We start from the raw sequence: 18,560 nt of genomic DNA on the forward strand, positions 1-18,560 counted from the left end.
ACCTATGGTGAATTTATGACTAAATCCCCTAGCGTTCCCTTCGGGAACTCAGAGCTGTTATCTTTAGGCGTAGAGGTGGAACTGCAAATCATTCATCCAGAGACTCGCAATCTCCACCCTATTTCTCCGGACATTCTTCAGGAGTGGTCTTTACCTGGACCTCATTTGAAGCCCGAAATATTTCAGAGCATGCTTGAAATCGACACACCGATTTGCAAGTCCGTCCAAGAAGTCGAACAAGAATTATTGTTAACAGGTCGCGAACTGCTGCGCATTTGTAAAAAGAATGGGGCTCGCCTTGCTTCCAACGGCACGCATCCATTTGCCCGTTGGCATAATAGAATTTTCTATCCTGCTGAACGCTATCAGTATCTCATTGAACGCAATCAACATATTGCACGTCGCCTGATGATTTACGGACTGCACGTGCACTTGGGCATGAAAAGCGGCGAGCACTGTATCGAGATGATGAATGAGTTTTTATACTATCTTCCTCATCTCTTGGCTCTATCGGCGAGCTCTCCATATTGGACCGGACATGATACGGGACTTTCTTCTTCGCGTATCACGGTTTTTGAAGCCCATCCTTCGGGGGGACATCCTTGTCGCGTTGAAAGTTGGAACGATTTCGAAAATATCGTTGGTAAACTTATGAAAAGCGGCTCCATCGGAAGTGTTAAAGATATTTGGTGGGACATGCGCCCAAGCCCAAATTATGGAACATTGGAAATCCGCATCTGTGATGGAGTGCCAGGTATTCGCCGAACTTCTCGCTTAGTCGCATTCATTCATCTTCTTGCTCTTCACATTCAACGTCGTCTGGATGCGGGAATCAAACGCCCTATTCCTCAAGACTGGATGATCCGCGAAAATAAATGGCGAGCCTCCCGCCACGGACTTGAAGCTGAGGTTCTGATTGATAACGAAGCCAACACAAAACCCGTTGTTCAAGACATTCAAGATCTGCTTGTCGAGATGAAAGAGGATATTACAAACTTAGGATATTCCCAGTACATTCAAGATCTCGTTGAGCAGGACATGAAAAATCCCAGTTATCAGGCGCAACGCGATGTTTTTAATAAGAGAGAATCTTTCGAGGATGTTGTGGATTTCCTCTGCGAGGGATTTGAAAAAGACCTGGAGGTCGTTTAGTCAGGGTCTCCCAAAAATCGTCGTCTTCTCATTTTGAGACAGGCGACTTCTCGCCTTCTTCTATTTAAAAGAAGCTGAGCCGCATAAAGTAGGCACCTATTTTGAACTCTACTTTGATATGAGAACTTCTCTGTGGGCACTGCTATTTTTACTTTTCTTTTTCACAACGACGACTTGGGCGGCGGAATCTCTGCGTCTGTACGAATGGTCCCCTGGTACGACTCTCGCGCCCCTTATTCTTCCTGTTCGTGCATCAGAAACACCTGAGGTGGCGGCACAAAGATATTTAAAAGAACTCTCAAAAAATCCTGAGCTTATGGAGCTTTTTGAAGGTCGTCTTCCCGATCTTCCTCTGCGTGGTTTTAAACCTTTGAATGAAAATTCCCGCGAGGCCCGCGCTTTGATGATCTCAAATCTTCCCAAAGACTACGCAAAGAACTCTCAACGTGTGATCAACTTTAAGAAGATCTTCGCACAAGCTCGCCACTCTTCTTATATTCTGCCTATGAACACAAACTTGGGACTCTCCCAAAGCGAAACTCGCGAACTCTTTCAACAGATCTCTGAAAGATTTCCTTTGATGGTGGCTATGGGAGGCGATGACGTCGATCCTCGTCTTTACAAACAAGAGAATTTTCATTCGCGCAACACGATTCCAGCGCGAGACCAATTCGAAGTTGAACTTATCAAGTCTTATGTTGCACAGGAAAAAGGATTTTTATTCGGTGTCTGCCGAGGCTCCCAGATTTCCTCAGTCGCTTTGGGCTATAAGCTGATTCAAGATGTGCCTTTTCATATTGGCAATGACGTCAGTCACAGCAATGACTGGCATGATATCGAAGTCAAAGACACCAAAAATAATATCTTAAAATCTTTGGCCAATGCTTCTGGAAAAATGCATGTGAATTCATTGCATCACCAATCGGTGATCTTTAAGGAAGGCGGCATGCTGCAAATCGCAGCACGCAGTCATGATGGAGTGACGGAAGCCACAGAATTTAAAAACGGACGCGGTCTTTTGCTCCAATTCCATCCGGAACTCATGAACAACGAACTGGGGTCTAAAATCCTCTGGAACGTTGTCGTGCAAAAAAACCGCGTGATGCCAAGAAGCTGTTCAAAAATTTTTAATTTTTAATGTTTATGCGCATCGCAGAATGCAATCGGGATTGCCTCTTTACCACCGTGATCTAACATGTGAGTATGACTGAACAAATCTTTCTGCATCAAAAGAACTTCTCTCTTCAACTTCGCAAAGAATCTCTCGATGTTCGCTTTGAACATCTCGCGGCCCTTGATGAAATGATCGAGAAAAATATTTCTGAAATTGCTGCTGCATTAGCTCAGGATTTTAACAAGCCCGAAGCAGAAACACTGGTCACCGAAATATATCCCGTCCTCCACGAAATCCGTCACACCCAAAAACACCTTAAAAAATGGGCGCGCCCCGAGAAAGTGAGTGCTCCACTGCTTTTAGCGGGAACAAAAAACCATGTTTATCGCGAACCTCTGGGAGTGTGCTTGATTATTGGTCCATGGAATTATCCTTTCCAACTTTTGATGAGCCCCTTGGTTGCCGCTCTTGCCGCAGGAAACTGTGTTTTCTTAAAGCCTTCTGAATTTACTAAAAACACCGCTGCCCTGATTGCAAAACTAATCAAAGAAACGTTTTCAGAAGAACACGTCACTGTTGTCGAAGGCGGTCCTGAAAAAACTCAAGAGCTTTTACAACTTCCTTTTGATCACATATTTTTCACCGGTAGCACACGCGTGGGAAAAATCATCATGGAAGCTGCAAGCAAACACTTAAGCCGTGTCACTCTAGAGCTTGGAGGGAAATCTCCAACGATCGTAGACTCTACGGCAGACCTTGAAGTCGCCGCTGAAAAAATCGCATGGGCTAAATTCGTCAATGCGGCGCAAACATGCGTGGCACCTGATTATCTTTTGGTACAACAAAGCGTATTGAATGATTTTAAAAAACTTCTTATTTCTAAAATCGACTCGTTCTATGGAAAATCTCCTCTAGAAAAAAGAAACTCTCCGGACTTTGCCCGTATTATCACACAAAAACATACTGAAAGACTCAAACATCTTATCGACGAAGCCGTCGCACAGAACGCCGTCCTCAGTTATGGCGGAGAGGTTGATCTAGCCGCCCGCTATGTAGCTCCCACCCTTTTAGAAAAAGTCGACCCTCACAGTGCTGTGATGAAAGAGGAAATCTTTGGTCCTATTCTTCCGATCATGACTTATAAAGAAATTTCGGAAGCCATTCATTTTATCAATGAGCGCCCCAAACCGTTGGCTTTGTATATGTACTCGCACAGTGAAATGAACATTCAGGACGTGCTAAAACAGACCACCGCCGGTGGAGTTTGTATTAACGACTCTGTGATTCACTTTGGAAATCCAGATCTTCCCTTTGGTGGTGTGGGCGAAAGCGGTCTTGGAAGCTATCATGGCTTTTACGGATTTAAGACCTTTTCCCATGAAAAGGCCGTTTTACGACAATCTTGGCTGGGAAAACTGATGCGCTTGATTTACCCACCCTACACACCGACTAAAACGAATCTGTTTAAGAAAATTCTGCGCTGGAGATTATTCTAGGCGCAGAATTTTTTCGCGATCTCCCACGATCCACAGAATATCGCCTTTTTGCAGAGTCTCGCTGGAGTCGGGATTGAGAATGCGCCTGCCTTCTCTTTCAATTCCGACAACAAGTCCCCTTGTCGCTTCACGCAGGCCGCATTCACGAATGCTTTTGGTCAGATAAGGTGATTTTTCACTCAGTAAATATTGCTCCAGACTGTATTCGGAAACAGTGTCCGCGGATTCCACAAGAACATCGTCAGCCTCGATGAACAATTTAAATCTAATCAATTGTTCATCGGTTCCAATCACGTGAACTTGATCGTTCGGCATAAGACATTCATTTCGTCCAGGCGCCGTGATTCGCTTTTTTCCTCTTTCAATTAAGGCGACGGTCACTCCGTACTTTTCACGAATAGACAAAGAGTGAAAAGGCACACCGACATAGGGAGCTTCCGACGGAATAGTGAATTCCGTAATATGCGCATCCCAAGGCGCAAGGGCCCGACTGCTTTTTTTAGCGTGCTTCTTTTGAACATCGTCATGCAAATTGGAAAGAAATCTATTTTCAAACCACTGATAGATATCGCGCAACTTGTGAGACAAAACGTAGCCCACAACAACTACCATCCACAATGTGATACCAATCGCCCAAGCTAACGGCACGAACTGCGCCACCATGGCTCCAAGAAGTCCCACGGCAAGCATAATACGGGAAACCAGGAAAACGTAGTTATGACTGCCCTTTCCTTGCTCCATCAAAAGAACTTCAAATTGTTTCGTTCTTCCGAAAGCCAGGGCCCAAAGAAACGGAGCACTTAAAAACAACGTGGCACTAAGAGAAATAAACTTCGCAGGTCCTTCTTCAACTTGTCGTTCCAGCAAGAAAGGTAAAAACACACGGGCCATCAATAAGAAGATTGCAACGACGACCACAGAATTTAATAAAACTTTTAGAATGTAAGCTCGAACTTGCTCGCGCCAATCCTTATTTCCTGACATGGAAAATGAAATCACGCTGTAACTATCAAGAGCTGAAACCATTTTCGCGGGCAGAATCTTTTCAATCAAAGCATACACTTTTTCCGATGATCTCAGCATATACGGCGTCGTAAAGGCTGTGATCACAGAAACTGCGACCGCCATGGGATACATTTTTTCACTGATCACTTTTAGATTAAGTCCCAAAGTCGCAATGATAAAAGAAAACTCCCCGATTTGCGCTAACGCCATTCCGGATTGCACGGAGGATTTTAAAGTCTGTCCCGAAAGAACAGATCCTAAAGTCACACTGAAAGTTTTCCCGACAATCACCACCGCTGAAAGAATCAAAACTTCACGCCAATGAAGAGCAATGATATGGGGATCAATCAACATCCCGACAGAGATAAAGAAAACCGCAGAGAAAAGATTTTTAATCGGAGCCACAAGGTGGTGGATGCGCTCCCCTTCAATGGTCTCTGCCAAAATAGATCCCATGATAAATGCACCCAGGGCCGATGAAAAACCCACGGTCGTAGCAAAAACCACCATTAAAAGACAAAGTCCGACAGCAACCACTAAAACAGTTTCTTCTGTTAAAAGTTTCTGAGTTCTTTTTAACAAGGATGGCAGCATAAAAATGCCAGCCACAAACCAGATTGATAAGAAAAATGACAGTTTCACGATGGCGCTTAACATTTCGCCACCGGCAAAGTTTCTTGTCAGTGCCACGGTGGTAAGTAAAACCATCAATAAAACGGCCACCAGATCTTCGATAACCAGAACACCAAAGACCATCCCGACAAACTTTAAGTTTTTAAAGCCAAGTTCTTCCACGGTGCGAATAATAATCGAGGTCGAAGAAATGGATAAAATCCCGCCCAGAAAAAGGCTGTCCATCGTACTCCACCCTAAAAGGCGTCCGGTGACATAACCAAACACGATCATAAGGGAGATCTCTAAGATCGCCGTGAAGCTGGCGGTTCCTCCCACTCTGAAAAGACGTTTAAAACTAAACTCCAAGCCTAAGGCAAAAAGTAGAAAGATCACCCCGATCTCGGCCCAAAGATTGATGCTTTCACCACTCACTACGGTTGGAAAGATCGAAGTCTTTGGCCCCACCAGGAATCCAGCGACGAGATATCCCAAAACAATGGGCTGATTTAATTTTTTAAAGATAAGGGTAACAAGACCGGCCGTTCCAAGGATAAGGGCCAAATCTGAGATCATCGCAGGTAAACTATGCATGGGTAAAAGTATGACAAGACTTTACGGAACCCACAAATGCAAAAAAGCCCCTGTGGAGCTTTTTAAACAAAAACGGCCCCCCGAGGGAGCCGTCTTAATTAATCAATTCTTTGTCAGAATCAATTAGTGTGTTTGAAGAGCTGCATTAACTGCCGCTTCAGCATTCACAAGACCTGCACCGTATTCGTTAGCAGTGTTAGGTCCCAAAGGTTGAGCTGTTTGCTTCAAGATTGCTTTTACTTGAGCGCCAGTCAAAGCTTTGTTTGCAGCTTTCATCAAAGCAACCACACCAGATACGTGAGGAGTTGCCATTGAAGTACCGTCAAACGCTGCGTAATCAGTCGCCATAGTTTGCAAAGTCGCTTTGACGGTTTGGCCAGCAGTGATTTGTTTTACGATCTCTTGACCTACAGTTTGTTCGATCATGAACACAGCGATAGGAAGAACAGATCCGTCTTCAGTCAATGCACCTTGGATCAAACCAGGAGCGTTGTTGTAGATAACTGCGCCCAACGCACCCGCTTTGATAGCGTTATCCACTTTTTCAGAGAATTTGATTTCGCCACGAGAGATCAAGGCGTATTTGCCTTTAACATCAACTTTAGCGAAGTCTTCAACTTTACCAAGACCTGCAGGAACAAGAACATTTGTCTCTGGAGTCAAAAGCTCTTTCGCACCTTGGAATGTAGAAGCATTTACTTTACCAGCTTTAGTGCCGATAGAGATCTCTACAGAAGCCTCGCGGCCAGTTCCTTGTGGTACAGAAGAAACAACTGCAACACCTGGAGCTACGATCGCCAATTCAGGACCGTATTGAGAGAAGTCTGCTTTTTTAAGCGTGTTGTCGATAGCACCAACAGCGATAACTGTTGGAAGCGCTGCTGGGTAAGAAACCTTGTTAGATCCGTTGTTACCAGAAGCTGCAACCACTGTAACACCTGCTTTATCAGCTTTGTTAACAGCATCGCGCTCAGCAGGAGTCGACCACATACCACCCAAAGACATAGAGATAACATCTACTTTTTCTTGGATACCCCAGTTGATACCTTGAGCGATAGCGATGTTAGAGCAACCGTTCTCAGCACATACACGACCTGCCAAGATTTTTGCTTTTGGAGCTACACCAGTGAAACCAGTTTTATCAAGAACACCAGCGATTGTTCCCGCTACGTGAGTACCGTGACCCACTGTATCTGTGTAATCAGAACCAGAAGAGTTGCCAGTGAAGTCTTGTCCTTTTTCAAAGTTTGCTTTCAAAGAAGGATGAGATTCGTCGATACCAGTATCAAGTACAAGTACGCGAGCGCCTTCACCTTTTTTACCAGCAGCCCAAGCTTGAGGAGCTTTAACTGTGTGGATACCCCATGGAGTTTTTTGTCCTACTTTTTGCTGACCGTTCTTAGCTTTAGCCAAGAAACCTTTTACTGGACGCGGAGCTTCGTGGAAAATTTCTTTTTCTACGTAAGCAACAGCTGGATTTGCTTTCAATGCAGCAATCTCAGATTCGTTCTTAGTATCGATGATCAAAGTGTTCAAATTTTCAAGGCTGTCTTCTACTTGGCCTTCGACTGCAGCTGGTTGGCCGCCCAATTTGAATCCTTTAAGTGCATAAGACCCCTTCATCTTATACGCCATGTGTGCTGATTTGAAAGATTCTTTGTCTTTCATAATTACGATTACGCGCTCTGCTTGAGCTGCCGTCGCAAACAACACCGTTAGGATAAGTGCAAACACGTTGCGTTTCATTTAAATCCCCCCATATCCATGGACTCCAACTATTGAAGTCCTCATGGAGAGGCACTTCATTTCAGGATGAAAGATTTATCAAGTACTCTTTTTGGAACCACCTGCACTTTTTTTTAGCGCTAAAAAAGTGAAATTTTCTGTCATGAAGGGTGTAGTTCCAAAGTGGAACCCCAGTTCAAAATTAGGACCAGCATACCGTTAAGTATTAGTAATTCTTATAGGAGGTATCATTTATTTGAGGCTAAGGTGCCTAATATTAAATCAAAGATATTAACGCCTAGTGTCTTCATTTTCTTGTTCCATCACAGATCAGGAGCATCTAGAACACGTACCTTTTTACTCCGAGCGAACTCTTTTCTTTAATTTCAAGACGGTGAATAACATCTCAAGACTGTCGCGCACGATGTGCACGTGAGATTCTTCTTTGTGTTCCCAGCGAATAGGAACTTCCAAGATTTTTTTATTGTACTTCATCAGAAAAAGAATCAGCTCTACATCCCAAGAAAAACGCTCCACCTGCAAAAGCGGCAGAACTTTCAAGCGAAAGAACGAATCATTCTTTAACAATTTGAATCCACATTGAGTGTCGTGAAAAGGAAGACCGACAATAAACTTTAAAATCTTATTAAATGTCTTCCCCATACTCTGGCGAATCCAATGCTGACGAATCACAATATCACTTTGCGGAAGCGCACGAGATCCCATGATGAGTTCCGCCTCATTTGATAAAGTCGCAAACTTATTTAACTCATCCCAGGGTGTCGCCATGTCTGCATCGGCGATAAGAATCCATGCAGAAGACGACTTTTGCATTCCCGCGTGAACTGCAGCTCCTTTTCCTTTATTCAGCGGAAAGGACACGAGTTGAAGCAAAGGCCATTCCTTCTGCATTACTTCAACAAGACTTGCCGTCTTATCTGTAGAGCCGTCATTGACAACAATAATCTCCTGAACGCTCCACGCCGATTGTTTTAAAGAAACAAACTGCTTTAGAACCTTCAAGGTTTCAGGCAGTCTGTGCTCTTCGTTATAGGCGGGAATAACAACGGAGATGGAGATCATCAGTGACCGTGTCCCTCTCCAGAAGATTTACTGACTGTGGAGCCCACGGGTAAAAAGAAACTCAAGGGACTTGAGAAAAATCTTTTTGCGACGGCTTTACGAATGGCACGACGTTGCGGTGGATTGATTCCACGGGCTTTAATCGCGACTAAAAGAGCCATACCAAAGCTCACACCGACATTCAGTGCACCAATAAAGAAAATGCCGACAACGGCTCTCCAGAACTGCGGCGTCTTTAAGAATTCAACACCTAGAACCGGCAAAGCCCCACCCAATGTGCCTGATGACAAAGTCACGTGGCGCACATCCAATGGAAGACCTAGAAACTTCATAATTTCCGGCACCATTCCCAACATAACCCCTAAAGAGATATTTCCGAGAAGGCCCGACATATTTTTTTCCAAGAACACGGCGATATTACGAGCCCCACGACGGCCAAAAATCGCTCGAAGCGTCGGACTGCGCGCCAATGTTTTACGAAGAGAGTGAAGAGCAAACCAGTTGTCTCCCCATCCCGCAAAAATACTTGAGAGCCACAAAAGAATTCCCGTGAAACCCGCAAACAAAATTGCTGGTCCTAGAATATCCACGGACGTAAAAGCATATTGTGCTTTTTCAGGACTCATCAAATGCGTGCCGAACAAAAGGAAGAAAGCCGTGTCGATCAGAATCACACAGGGAATGACAAACATCACGTTCCCTAAAATCGACGCCACTTGGGAACGAACCAAGTGCACGATTTCGGTAACGAGATCTTCCATCCCCTCTTTTGTTTCCACATCTTGCATCTTCGCCGCTAAAGCTGGAGCCGTCATCGCGGGCTGTTTGGTTCCCAGCGTAAACCCCAGCAAATGAATCGCTACGAAACTGATGGCATAATTTAAAGAGGCAAGAAAACCCTCCATAAATCCGGAAAGACCTAAAGCGAGGATACCAATTTTCACATAGACTGTGACTGCGGTCACAGCACCCCCGCCCCCTGCGGCTTGCAACATGCGACGGTATTCTTCTTTTGTGCGGGTGATGTAGTGTTCACCTGTTTCAGCGGCACGCTCGACCACTTTACGAGCGAACAATGAGATATTTTGTGAAATCAAAGAGCGGACGCTGCGTAAATCTTGGTTCTCTTCTACAAGCTTCGACAAGAAGCCTGTGACCTTCTTACTATCGAGTTTTTCCGTCAACAAAATCTCAAGAAGACTGTCGATACGTTGCAAGTAAGTTCTAAGACGAATCATTTGGAAAACCAAATTGATACTTACACCGTACTCATCCAAATGTTTATGAACCTGAAGAAGTTCGCGACGACATTCCCAAATAATCATGCGCAGGCGCGAGGCCTTTTCCAAAATAAGAGTCTTATCTCCGGCGTGATAGGCATTCATAAACTCTTCAAGACCGCGAACCAATGCAAAGAATGCGGAATCACGAAAATTAGGTTTATCCAGACGATAACGAATCGATGGCGACAAACCGATGGCGCGCACTTGGATCACCAAATACACCAAAGCATCCTCAAGATCCGTCTTCAGACGATTCCAATCATGCTCGTTGGATTCCACTTCATAAAAAAACAATTCAACGATCTTATCAAAAGTCACATTGTCGATAGACGCGAGCCACGTCGGATCGTCTTTATCCGGAAACAAGGCCCAGAACAAATACCCGAGTTCGTGATCCAAAGGCGGTGTTGGCAAGATCTTCATGGTCATGCGATCCGCGAGTTCCCCCCAAAAGCCCAATTCTTTTGGAAGACCGGTTTCGGTATAAAGTTCAAGACCGCTGACTTCATGAACAACTGTTCGCAAAATAACTGCGACATCTTTTTTCCACGAAGGATTGCGATCTAAAACAATTAAAAGGAAGCGCAGCCTTGCCACTGGCAGCCGCCCTGTCTCTTTCTCTAAATGGGAGTCTACCGCTCCCTCGTAACGAACCCATTGCAGAAGTTTGACCAGCCACTGTAGTTTATCTTCAAGCTGGCGATTGTCTTTAGCTGAGGAAAGAAGAACGTCAAGGTCACTATGAACCTTCCCGCTTTGTTTAAATTTGATGAGACGATTTCTAAATGCCGTAAGTTTTTTAAACATACGGAAATTTTACAGAAACCCTCCTGAAAATGACACCTGATACGTACATTTAAAATGCGCCGCGACGAAGACATCTCTACGCAACAATTCGTGGCATTACGGCGCGAAGACCCTCTGTGTTATGAAAGCTTTTATGAAACATCTTTTTTATGTCATTCTCCTTTCTTTTTTCTCATGGAGTGCCCACGCCTCTCTTCAAAGCATCCAAGGCTTCGATGTCGTCACAGAAAAAGAGCAACAACTCCAGTTTCCCTCTGAGAAGAGCGCCACTATTGCCGTTTTTATTTCTGCAAAGTGCCCTTGCTCTGCGAGCCACGAAGACGTTCTTAAAAATCTAAGCGCAGAATTTAAAGAATTTTCTTTTGTCGGCATTCACTCGAATTCGGATGAGCCTGCTGACATTACAAAAAAACATTTTGAAGACAGCAAACTTCCCTTCCCGGTTCTTCAAGACAAGAAAAATATTTTAGCGAACAAATTAGGAGCACTTAAAACTCCCCACGTCTTTGTCTTCAATAAAGACGGTGACGTTATTTATCAAGGCGGCGTTACTGACAGTCACGTGGGACCCAGTGCTAAGAAGAATTATCTCAAAGACGTGTTAGAAGACCTTCGCGCCGGAAAAACTCCACGCCACAAAGAAGGAAAGGCTTTGGGCTGCTATATCCAACGAGAGGATGAAGAATGAAAGTCCTCTTATTGCTTATCTCTATCGGCGCGTTTTTAGGTTGCGCACGTCCGGATTATATTTCTGCGGAAGAGTGGCAACGCCTGAACGGCAACCCTTTGCCTGCAAATACTTGCACAGGAGAGTTCAAGGCCTTGGGAATCTGCGCGCGCTTGCAGTGGACAAAAACTCCCAACAGCACTGAGGCCCAGGAATTTCTTTTAGAATTGCAAGGTGATACTTCTTTGTTTGACGATCTTTCCATTATTCTATGGATGCCATCCATGGGGCATGGCTCTGCACCTGTAAAAATCGAAAAGCTGTCTGCAACTCAATATCGTATCACCAACGTCTACTTCATTATGCCCGGCGACTGGGACGTGCGCATGAGTTTAAAGAAATCCGGACAAACTCTTGATCAACTCTTTATTCCCCTGATGGTGCCATGAAATCTTTCATTTTCTTTTCTCTTCTTTTTGGAAGTGCCTCAAGTTGGGCTGCCAGTTGTTGCGGTGGCGGATTTTCTATTCCGGCTTTGATTTTAGGTGACGACAAAGCGCAGCTCACCAGCACATATTCGCATGCCACTGTCAGTGATGATGTTTTAAGTAGCGGCCGCTGGCTTAAAAGAGACGATGACAATCTTTCACAGACATTAAAATTAGAAGGCGCTCTGCTTTTATCAGAGACTCTCCAGGGAGGCTTCAGTCTTCCGATCATGACAAAATCATCTGCGGGCGCAGAGAGCTCCTCAGGCCTTGGCGATGTTTCTTTATATTTAGGTCATGACAGTTTTCCGGAAACTTCTTATTCTCGTTGGAAACCTAAAGGAGTAACTTTTCTACAGCTAACTCTGCCGACAAGCCCCTCGATTTATGATTCTTCAGCTTCAACTTCCAATGAAAGTCGCGGACGTGGATTCTATTCACTGGGAGCGGGGCTCGCCCTATTAAAATCTTGGCGTGTGTGGGATATGAATTTCAGCGCGGAAGTTCATAGATCTTTTTCTCGCAATGTCTCTAATGCTTCTTATGGTGGCGACATTGAAGTTAAACCGGGCTGGGGAACTTCGCAAACTTTGGGTCTTGGTTGGAATCGCGGCGACTATCGCATAGGAAGCTCTTTGAGTTTTCTTTATGAAGACGCTATTCAAATTCGTGGCAGCACAAACTCAGACGGCAGCGCTCAAAAGAATTTTACTTTAGGTTTCTCAGGAAGCTATATGATCAAAATCGAGTCCGCGGTGACCGTCAGTTACAACGATCAAAGCCTGATCGGCAATCCTGTTAATTCAAGCTTATCAAAAACAATTAATTTAAGTTACCAACAGCGCTGGCCGCGCTAGGAGACCTTTATGAAATTACTTTTGCAAATCACTCTTTCGACACTTTTCATTTTCGCAGCAAGTTTAGCTAGTGCCCAGGGAGAGCATGGCGATCACGGCAGCGGCGGGCATCACGATCATAACAAGCTTTGCCCCGTCTATTTTGCTTTAGCAGACGTTTGCGCTGAAGTTGAATTCACCAAAGGTCCTTTTGACGGCGATGAATCTCAATTCCTGGTGAAATTCTTCGATCACAAATCTGCTCATGGCGAACACGTCATGGTAGACCCGCAAAATTTGGAAATTGATCTTTGGATGAACATGGGAAATCACGGAGGCCATGGTTCAGCCCCTTTGAAAATCGTAAAACAAGCTCAAGGTGTTTATTTTGTTTCTGAAGCTTACTTTGTGATGTCAGGCAGCTGGAATGTTCGCTTCTTCGTAGATGGAGAACAAGCGGACCTGATCGTTGACGTAAAACCCTAATTACGATTCGATACAATAGTACGGAATTTCTACCACGGCGCGAATACCCTTTCGCGCCAGGGTTGCAACCATCACCGCGCGAACTCCAGTGATATTCTTGCCTTTAGCACCGATAATCTGGCCCAGGCATCTCTGATCGCACTCCACTTTATAAACTGTCGTCTTATCACCCATCGAGTAACTGACGTTTACGGACTCTGGATAATCAACTAGACCTCGGATGAGTCTGTCTAAAAGCTGTCTTCCCTCTTCGCGATCCTTCTCAGAATCAATATTTTTTATTTCAGGTCGTTTGCGGATCACTTTCAACTCATTGGGGCCAGACATGTATTCAACTCCGGATTTGTTTGATACCAAACCTTTCGGCGTCGTAATGAGGGCTCTTGAGGAAAAAAGTAGTACAAAAGTAGTATTTAAGGTCCAGGTGAAAAGTCCTAACGAATTCCTGAATATTCTAGGAGGGAACGAGGAATGCGCTCGTATTTTTTCATCCATTTCTTGTTATTGAAGGGTTTTTCTAGTATCCGAAACACGTAAAAAGGGAACGATCATGATGAGGCCTTCACATTTAAAATATTTATTTACAGTGACGCTCGTGCTTTTCATTACGGCAAGGGCGCAAGCAACCTCTCTCACAACAGTGAATAAATCCTGCATCTGCAATGCGGAGGTGATGGATTCGCTCGAAGAACCCCAAAGCTTTAACTACGGAAAGTTCCAAGGGCAGTGCATCGACTCTTGCCGCTTTCGTGCAGCACGCATCCTAGAAAAATCGCCGGCATTGAGTGTCGGAAATATTCTCCACTTAGGAAGCTATTATAAAGCGACAATCCCGTGGGAACATTTTGCAAAAATTGAAATGGGTTTTGAAGAGTTCTTACCTGGAATCTCTCACGTTCTACTGCGTTTTACTTTAGATGAAAAAGCGCCATCTATTAAACTCGTCAATCAAACGGATCTCACGAAATCTCCGATTGAGGTTCGCTCACTGGTTATTTCGTCTGAAGGCGTTCCTCCCAAAGATCACAAATACAGTTTGTTAGAGAGCTACTTTGGACACTACTTGTTGGCTCACCGCTTGGTGACAGGCCAAGAGCTGGATCGCTGGATTGCAGAATACAAACATCCTTTGAAGTTTGTTGAACTTCAGGTCAACAAAGAGTCCATTGGCAAAATCTTTCTTCAGGGCGTTCAGGAAAGTGATGCTAAAAGATTGCAAAACATCTATGCTCTCTTTTCAAATAACTGCTCCACCAGTGCGTTTAGTTTCATTGATTCTGAGGTCAAGGCTTCCCGAACTTCGTGGGAGCGTTTCGAAGAAGCTCTTCCTATTGCCGGGCCTATTGGTACTTTGCGCTCGTTGTTCAACAGAAACTTGGCCAAACCTGAGCTTTAACAAAAAAACCTTCATGTTTCTCGACGGACTCTTCCTCTAAAAGTTGCAAAGGTCCGAAATTTTCGCAGACTGGTTTCAAAGAGGAGACTCTTATGAAAAGCCAGAACAAAAAAAAGATCAGCGCCCAAAAACCTTCTGAGAGAACTGAAAAAAGAGCATTACCTCCGAAAAAGAAAACTCACCTGGGCGATGTCATTCGCACACCTTCAGGAACAATTGAAGAAAATGTAGAAGAGCAGTCCCCTTAAAAATGCAATATGACGTCATTATCGTTGGAGCCGGTGCCGCAGGTCTTTCTTGCGCGAGAACTCTTATTCAAGGCGGAGCCCGTTGTCTTCTCCTGGAGGCCCGGGACCGCATGGGGGGACGCATTTCCTCTGTCAGCACCTCCCCGTCGAGTATGATCGAACTGGGTGCTGAGTTCATTCATGGCGCCTCTCCAGAAACTTTAGGTCTTCTTGAAAGGCATGACTTTTCTTTTGAAGATCTGACGGATCATCATCTTCAAAAAACGAAGACGGGCTTGAGTGATGTTTCTTCGTTTTGGGAAAGGGTCGGGAAAATAAACTCTTTATTGAGAAGTGACCTCACTCAGGATCGCTCGATGCAGAACTTTATTGATGCTCACAAAAGAAAAATTTCTCCCTTCAAAGATCTCTACATTTCTTACCTTGAAGGCTTTCAAGCCATGGATCTGCGGCTCGCCGGAGAATTGGGTATGGCTGAATCTGAAAATAAACAGGTACAAAAACTCAATTCACAAAGTCAATTTCGTCCACTCCCTGGATACATAAATGTTATTGAAGCGCTATTTAAGGAAAGTGGTCTTAAGAAAAATCAAATTCATTTCAACCGTGAGGTGCAAAAAATAGCGTTGCGGAAAAAATCTCTCGACGTTATTGCAGTTCATCCTAAAACCCATCGTAAAATAAAATATTCAACTAGTAGGGTTGTTCTTACCGTGCCTATTGGAGTATTAAAAAGGTCCCTTGTTTTTGAGCCCGCCATTCCCCGCTTAAAAAAAACTTTGAGTGTGATGGAAATGGGACACGCTTTGCGAATCACCTTCCAATTCAAAACGCGTTTTTGGGAAAAGCTCTCCACAAAACCCGTCGCATTTTTACATGGAGATAGCGACGATTATTTTTCGACCTGGTGGACTCAACTGCCTCGTCGCAGTCCTTACCTCACAGCTTGGCAAGGCGGACCTAAAGCGTTGGAACTAAGTTTCATGTCGGAACAAGAACAGGTATCTTGGGCTCTTAAAACTTTAAGCAAAATTACTGGGGAAAAACTATCTGCACTGAAGAAGAATTATGTTAAGCACTTTACCCATAATTGGAGTCAAGATCCCTATTCTCTAGGAGCTTACAGTTATGTGGGCATTCAAAAGGAAACATCTTGGGAAAAACTTAAGCAACCCTTTCATGACGCCATCTATTTAGCTGGAGAAGGACTCGCCAGCGGTGCTGATCGCGGAACGGTCACCGGCGCCATTAAATCAGGTCATCAAGTCGCTTTGAAAGTACTCAAAGGTTTATAACTTATTGAGTGTTCGCATGGCCAATTTTAGATCGTTGATAAGTTCTTTTCGCATCTTATCTGATTGGGTACTGCTATAACTTCGCAAAATAGCCGAAGGGTGCCAGGAAAGAATCACCCGTTCGCCAGAGGGGAGTTCATCTAAAACTTGACCTCTTTCTTTTCCAATCACCGGCTGCCTGTCTAAAATACTTCGCGCCGCCGTTGCTCCTAAGGCCACAATAATTTTAGGTTTAATAATCTCGCGCTGTTTTTCTAACCAGGGACGACATGCTTTAATCTGCTGATAGTTCGGTTTATCATGCAAACGCTTTTTTCCGACGACTTCATGCTTAAAATGTTTAACAGCATTGGTAAAATAGACTTTGCTTTCGGGAAGGCCCGCTTCTTCCATGCACTTTCTTAACATTTGTCCTGCGGGTCCAACAAAAGGTTCACCGGCCAAATCTTCATAGTGCCCCGGCTGCTCTCCAACAATGAAGATTTTAGAGCGTGCGGATCCTTCACCGAAAACAACTTGAGTCGCGTTCTTGTAAAGATCGCAATTCTGACAGCGATCCGCCGCCTTTTCGAGTTTTTGAAGTTTCAGCTCTTTATCGCTGGGCATGGGTTCTGCGTGAAGCTGATGCCGATCTCATCGGATGCATCAGAATTTCAACGTCTTCAGAAAGGGCTTCATCAATGCGATCTTTATAGAGGTCTTTTAACTCCTCCATGTTTTTCGCTATTTCCCGTGCCTCTTCATCTGAAAAACATTTTTTTGCTTCCTTAAAGATCTCTCCTTCCTCCTCTTCCACGTGGTGATCCACGATTTCAGAAAGCACAGTCAATTTTGCCTTCCAATCTTTGTCATCCACGTCCATACGGGAAAGTTCATTTAAAAGAAGAGAGATAACATGATGCTCTTCATTTCCTTCCCACGCGAGGTCTTCACCTTCTTCATCACGACTGGCAATTCTAAGAGGTTCGTAAAACACTTCTTCTTCAGCTTTCGCGTGTGCCGCAAGTTCTGTCTTCAGTGTATCAAAAATCGTTTCTGCTTTGCTCAGATCCTCATCCTCAAGACAGTCTTTAATTTTCTCAAACATCTTTTTGACTTCGCGATGATCATTTTTTAGCAGTTCATAAATAAGCATAACTTCCTCCTAGTGAGCTTGACGTTTGGAGCCTCCCGCTTTACGTACCTTTTTCCGAGCGCCGCCGGTTTCTTTGTTCGTCGTAGCCCAACCTATCTGTGCTGCGCGTTTCGCTGAGTATCCCTGCTTCTTCGCGCTTTCCTCAATGTGATGAGCCATGCGTTTTTGTTTAGGCGTGTATTTTTCTTTGGAACCTCTGGGCATATCAACCTCCTGGAAAAGAGTGAGCCTTATATCCATTATGAAAATTAAAATGTTCCAACAAAAGCACAAAGCGGACAAAGTGCCTTGTTACATTCCCCTTCTGAAATATGTGCTCTGGCTGACAGTTTCATGTTTTTCCTCAGGACAACGGTTCAAAAGCTGCCTTCAAAAAAAAGATAGTTATAGTGAAGTCACTTTTGCGAGCAATAAGCTCGACAACACAAGGAGAAAAAAATGGCTACTAGATCATCAAGTTCTAAACGTGGTGGCTCACGCTCCACAACAGGGTCTCGCTCTAGAACGAGTTCACGTGGAACTTCGGGCTCTTCCCGTTCAAGATCCGCATCGTCACGTCGTGAGGACCGCGAAGGTCGTGAAAGCGGACTTCGCTCGTTCTCGACCATGCCAGAGCGCAGACCTTCTGAATCTCGGTATGACGAAGACTATCAACCACGACGCAGTTTCTCAGGCCGAGGTCGTGAAGACTATCGTGAAGGATATTACGAAACCGGAAGAAACAGAGACACGGATTATGAGTCCCCCCGCCAAGACTTTGGACGCTCTCGCGGCTCATCACAATATGCGGGCGCATCTCGCTATGATGAAAATGAGTATCGAGAGCCACGTCGCATGAGAAGATCTTCGCAAGGACGCTCACCACAAAGCTCTTACTATGATGAAGAAATTGAATCGCCACGCAGTCGCCCTTACTCTAGCAACCTTTCATCTCGTGGCCGCCAAGGTCAAGATTGGTACGAAGACGAAGATCTTTATGACGAAGAAGACTTCAGAGATGAAGACACTATGAGAGCTGGCGAGGAAGATCGCGACGAGGACTATGACTATGATCGCGATGAAGATTACCGCGAGTCTCGTTATTACAATCGTTAAATCTAAATAATATTTTATTCAGATTGCCGGGAAAAACTGGTCA

The 18,560-nt window shown here is 44.6% G+C and carries 19 protein-coding genes; 11 read left to right on the forward strand and 8 right to left on the reverse strand.

What is annotated here, in order from left to right:
- Positions 1–15 precede the first annotated feature (15 nt).
- From ACL934_RS11075 to ACL934_RS11085, 3 genes are all read left to right on the forward strand, one after another.
- Entirely contained in the window at positions 16–1,152 is a 1,137-nt protein-coding gene (locus ACL934_RS11075) for a YbdK family carboxylate-amine ligase (RefSeq protein WP_413612256.1), read from the forward strand.
- Between the two features lie 118 nt (positions 1,153–1,270).
- On the forward strand, positions 1,271–2,290 hold the full coding sequence (locus ACL934_RS11080; RefSeq protein ID WP_413612257.1) for a gamma-glutamyl-gamma-aminobutyrate hydrolase family protein: 1,020 nt from the start codon (positions 1,271–1,273) through the stop codon (positions 2,288–2,290).
- Positions 2,291–2,355: 65 nt separating this feature from the next.
- The gene (locus ACL934_RS11085) at positions 2,356–3,762 is read left to right on the forward strand and encodes an aldehyde dehydrogenase family protein (RefSeq protein ID WP_374073456.1); all 1,407 of its coding nucleotides are present in this window, start codon (positions 2,356–2,358) and stop codon (positions 3,760–3,762) included.
- Here ACL934_RS11085 and ACL934_RS11090 read toward each other — a convergent pair.
- From ACL934_RS11090 to ACL934_RS11105, 4 genes are all read right to left on the reverse strand, one after another.
- Positions 3,754–5,973 (reverse strand): cation:proton antiporter, encoded by a 2,220-nt coding sequence (locus tag ACL934_RS11090; RefSeq protein WP_374073457.1) that lies wholly within the window; start codon positions 5,971–5,973, stop codon positions 3,754–3,756. The genes ACL934_RS11085 and ACL934_RS11090 overlap by 9 nt on opposite strands.
- 123 nt (positions 5,974–6,096) lie before the next feature.
- Positions 6,097–7,719 (reverse strand): S8 family serine peptidase, encoded by a 1,623-nt coding sequence (locus ACL934_RS11095; RefSeq protein ID WP_374073458.1) that lies wholly within the window; start codon positions 7,717–7,719, stop codon positions 6,097–6,099.
- Between the two features lie 336 nt (positions 7,720–8,055).
- Positions 8,056–8,781 (reverse strand): dolichyl-phosphate beta-glucosyltransferase, encoded by a 726-nt coding sequence (locus tag ACL934_RS11100; RefSeq protein ID WP_413612258.1) that lies wholly within the window; start codon positions 8,779–8,781, stop codon positions 8,056–8,058.
- Complete coding sequence (locus ACL934_RS11105) at positions 8,781–10,871, reverse strand: site-specific recombinase (protein WP_374073460.1); 2,091 nt, start codon at positions 10,869–10,871, stop codon at positions 8,781–8,783. Before ACL934_RS11105 ends, ACL934_RS11100 begins: the two co-directional genes overlap by 1 nt.
- Positions 10,872–11,004: 133 nt before the next feature.
- Between ACL934_RS11105 and ACL934_RS11110 the strand changes: the two genes are divergently transcribed.
- Genes ACL934_RS11110 through ACL934_RS11125 form a run of 4 tightly spaced genes read left to right on the forward strand, consistent with a single transcriptional unit; the run spans position 11,005 to position 13,348 of the window.
- Entirely contained in the window at positions 11,005–11,559 is a 555-nt protein-coding gene (locus ACL934_RS11110) for a redoxin family protein (protein ID WP_413612259.1), read from the forward strand.
- Positions 11,556–11,987 (forward strand): serine protease spb1, encoded by a 432-nt coding sequence (locus ACL934_RS11115; RefSeq protein WP_413612260.1) that lies wholly within the window; start codon positions 11,556–11,558, stop codon positions 11,985–11,987. The genes ACL934_RS11110 and ACL934_RS11115 overlap by 4 nt, the downstream gene beginning before the upstream one ends.
- On the forward strand, positions 11,984–12,883 hold the full coding sequence (locus tag ACL934_RS11120; RefSeq protein ID WP_374073463.1) for a serine protease spb1: 900 nt from the start codon (positions 11,984–11,986) through the stop codon (positions 12,881–12,883). The genes ACL934_RS11115 and ACL934_RS11120 overlap by 4 nt, the downstream gene beginning before the upstream one ends.
- Positions 12,884–12,892: 9 nt before the next feature.
- Positions 12,893–13,348, forward strand: coding sequence for a serine protease spb1 (locus ACL934_RS11125; protein WP_413612261.1), 456 nt, complete (start codon positions 12,893–12,895; stop codon positions 13,346–13,348).
- Here the strand turns inward: ACL934_RS11125 and ACL934_RS11130 are convergent, their stop codons facing one another.
- The gene (locus ACL934_RS11130) at positions 13,349–13,675 is read right to left on the reverse strand and encodes a KH domain-containing protein (RefSeq protein WP_413612262.1); all 327 of its coding nucleotides are present in this window, start codon (positions 13,673–13,675) and stop codon (positions 13,349–13,351) included. It abuts the gene before it with no gap.
- Between the two features lie 223 nt (positions 13,676–13,898).
- On the opposite strand from ACL934_RS11130, the gene ACL934_RS11135 reads away from it, so the two are divergent.
- From ACL934_RS11135 to ACL934_RS11145, 3 genes are all read left to right on the forward strand, one after another.
- Complete coding sequence (locus tag ACL934_RS11135; RefSeq protein ID WP_374073467.1) at positions 13,899–14,744, forward strand: hypothetical protein; 846 nt, start codon at positions 13,899–13,901, stop codon at positions 14,742–14,744.
- 92 nt (positions 14,745–14,836) lie between these two features.
- Positions 14,837–14,992 (forward strand): hypothetical protein, encoded by a 156-nt coding sequence (locus ACL934_RS11140; protein WP_374073468.1) that lies wholly within the window; start codon positions 14,837–14,839, stop codon positions 14,990–14,992.
- Positions 14,993–14,994: 2 nt separating this feature from the next.
- Positions 14,995–16,287 (forward strand): flavin monoamine oxidase family protein, encoded by a 1,293-nt coding sequence (locus ACL934_RS11145; protein WP_374073469.1) that lies wholly within the window; start codon positions 14,995–14,997, stop codon positions 16,285–16,287.
- Here the strand turns inward: ACL934_RS11145 and ACL934_RS11150 are convergent.
- The 3 genes from ACL934_RS11150 to ACL934_RS11160 are packed head-to-tail and all read right to left on the reverse strand — an operon-like array spanning position 16,282 to position 17,626.
- Positions 16,282–16,893 carry a UdgX family uracil-DNA binding protein gene (locus ACL934_RS11150; RefSeq protein ID WP_374073470.1) on the reverse strand — a complete coding sequence of 204 codons (612 nt, stop codon included), beginning with the start codon at positions 16,891–16,893 and terminating at the stop codon, positions 16,282–16,284. The genes ACL934_RS11145 and ACL934_RS11150 overlap by 6 nt on opposite strands.
- A complete protein-coding gene (locus ACL934_RS11155; protein ID WP_374073471.1) occupies positions 16,880–17,422 on the reverse strand; it encodes a hemerythrin domain-containing protein in 543 nt (180 codons plus the stop codon). Before ACL934_RS11155 ends, ACL934_RS11150 begins: the two co-directional genes overlap by 14 nt.
- Positions 17,423–17,431: 9 nt before the next feature.
- Complete coding sequence (locus ACL934_RS11160) at positions 17,432–17,626, reverse strand: hypothetical protein (protein ID WP_374073472.1); 195 nt, start codon at positions 17,624–17,626, stop codon at positions 17,432–17,434.
- Positions 17,627–17,860: 234 nt separating this feature from the next.
- Between ACL934_RS11160 and ACL934_RS11165 the strand changes: the two genes are divergently transcribed.
- The gene (locus ACL934_RS11165; protein ID WP_374073473.1) at positions 17,861–18,517 is read left to right on the forward strand and encodes a hypothetical protein; all 657 of its coding nucleotides are present in this window, start codon (positions 17,861–17,863) and stop codon (positions 18,515–18,517) included.
- The last annotated feature ends 43 nt before the right edge of the window (positions 18,518–18,560 follow it).

Origin of the sequence: Bdellovibrio sp. HCB-110, from assembly GCF_047323225.1 — a bacterium.
Lineage (GTDB): Bacteria > Bdellovibrionota > Bdellovibrionia > Bdellovibrionales > Bdellovibrionaceae > Bdellovibrio.